The organism is Neisseria sp. P0021.S007, from assembly GCF_051956855.1.
The window spans coordinates 1-1,964 of the sequence record NZ_JBQCXA010000026.1 but is presented as its reverse complement, the minus strand read 5'-3'; the positions used below and the strand labels follow the sequence as shown (position 1 = coordinate 1,964).

At 42.2% G+C, this 1,964-nt stretch carries 3 protein-coding genes; 2 read left to right on the top strand and 1 reads right to left on the bottom strand.

The window, feature by feature from the left end:
* Window positions 1–2: 2 nt before the first annotated feature.
* Window positions 3–776 carry a sulfite exporter TauE/SafE family protein gene (locus ACTHUR_RS10730; RefSeq protein WP_440398568.1) on the top strand — a complete coding sequence of 258 codons (774 nt, stop codon included), beginning with the start codon at window positions 3–5 and terminating at the stop codon, window positions 774–776.
* A 52-nt stretch (window positions 777–828) separates the two neighbouring features.
* Here the strand turns inward: ACTHUR_RS10730 and ACTHUR_RS10725 are convergent, their stop codons facing one another.
* Window positions 829–1,362 carry an SMI1/KNR4 family protein gene (locus ACTHUR_RS10725; RefSeq protein ID WP_070459738.1) on the bottom strand — a complete coding sequence of 178 codons (534 nt, stop codon included), beginning with the start codon at window positions 1,360–1,362 and terminating at the stop codon, window positions 829–831.
* Between the two features lie 330 nt (window positions 1,363–1,692).
* On the opposite strand from ACTHUR_RS10725, the gene ACTHUR_RS10720 reads away from it, so the two are divergent.
* The coding region (locus ACTHUR_RS10720; protein WP_440398567.1) for a hypothetical protein at window positions 1,693–1,964 on the top strand (272 nt) is incomplete at its 3' end.

Here is a 1,964-nt window from a genome sequence, read left to right as displayed (position 1 = left end):
GTATTATTGCCGATTATTTTTATCTCGGCCTTTTCCTGCTGGTTGTCGCGTCTTTGATTGCGGGCTATGTCGATGCTATTGCGGGCGGAGCAGGGCTGATTTTGATTCCCGCATTTTTGATGGTAGGTTTACCGCCTCAGGTCGCGTTGGCACAGGAAAAATTGGTGAGTACCATCGGTACGGTGGCTGCGATTAAAAATTTTATGAAGAGCAGTTCGATTGTATGGCATATTGTGCCGGTTGGCATTGTTGCGGCTTTAATTGGGGCATTTGTCGGTGCAAAAGTCATTTTGATTCTTCCGGTGGAAACCATCAATTACATTATTCTTGCGTTTTTGCCCATAGGCTTGCTGGCAACTTTGTTTAAAGGTGTTTTGCTGAAAAAAGAAGACGAGCGTGGCGAGATAAAAAAATCCGTTATCGCCGTATTTTTAACTTGTCTGATTGTTGGTTTTTATGACGGTTTTTTTGGCCCGGGTACAGGTAGTATTTTCATCATTGCTTTGTTTGTCATTAACAAATTGTCGTTGTTGCAGGCTTCGGCTACTTCCAAGATTTTCAATTTTGCTTCTAACATCGGGGCATTTGTTGCCTTCTTGATAGCAGGGAAAATGGCGTTCCTAATCGGAATCCCGATGATTTTGGCAAATTTGTTGGGCAACCATTTTGGCAGCCTCCATGCTATCAATTCAAACGGGGAAGTTATTCGTAAGGTTTTGGTCGTAACGGTTTTGCTGATTATCGTTTCAATGGCATATAAGGCTTTTTCGGCTTAATAGGTAGATGTTAAAAGGCCGTCTGAAAAATTTTCAGACGGCCTACTCTTTATTAGTTATCTAAAAACTCATCTTCATGCCGCAAGTTGCGGATAAAGGTTTCAAAATCGGGGGCAAGTTCGACTATTTCAAAATCCCATTCTTGTTCGACAAGCACCACTTTCGGCTCGCCGTCTTTTCCACACTCTCGATAGTCCAAGGCAAACAGGGCATGACCTCCTGACGGGTCGGTGGCCAAATACACGCCGATAGGCGGATACTCCCATTCTTCCAGCCAAAGTTTTTGCCCCATCGCGCCGCACAGACTTCCTTCTTTTTCAAAACCGATTCCCGACATCTCGCAAATTTGCACATGATCTTTCGCCCACGAATTTTTCTGCGTGGTCGGAAAGCAGTTTTTAACAAATATCCCGCCGTTTTGTACTGCCATCAATTCAATAAAACTTTGCGGCAATTTATAGCCTAGCTCACTTTCTACGGCAGCCAAAATTTCAGGGGTAAACGGGGCTTCTTTGTAGTTTTCATCTGCCCAACTATTAGTTTTCCATACGGAGGACAAATCAAAATCTTTAAAAACTTGGGACATAATGTTCTTCCTTATTGATTTCAGTTATAAACAGGGGTTAGGTATCTATACCCGACTTTTATCGTCCGTCATTCCCGCCTGCGCGAGAATGACGGCGGAGGTTTCGGCAAAAATTGCTCCTCCCTTTTTCAGACGACTATTTGCCTTGTTCTTACTACAGTTTTTCTGCCGTAGGTCGGATTCTCAAATCCGACATTTTCCAACAGCGTTTTTTCGGAAACGATAGACGCACCAAATGTTTTTTGTCGGATACAAGTATCCGACCTACGGCTTGCTACGGCGGTTTATTTCTTTTGAAAGAATAACGATACAAAACAGGAGGAAAGAAAAATGGAATCCATAGAATTGCAAGATATCCCCAACGAGGTATTTTTAGAGGATATCGAAGATCTCACGCAGGCATTTCCACTTGAATTTCCTAATTTATTCCAGCAAATCAAAGATTACTTAGGCATAGAAGAGGAAAATATCTATATTACCGACTTTGTAGAAGATGAAAATCAAGAAGACTGTTTCTACGGTTATTTCTTTGATGCGTTAAATAGAAAAATCTACCACTATGCCTTTGAAGGGGAGAAAACCGTATTTCAGGAAGCTGATAC

Excerpts from the sequence above, each read along its gene's own strand:
- ACTHUR_RS10725 (WP_070459738.1), bottom strand. The coding sequence starts at position 1,362 with ATGTCCCAAGTTTTTAAAGATTTTGATTTGTCCTCCGTATGGAAAACT.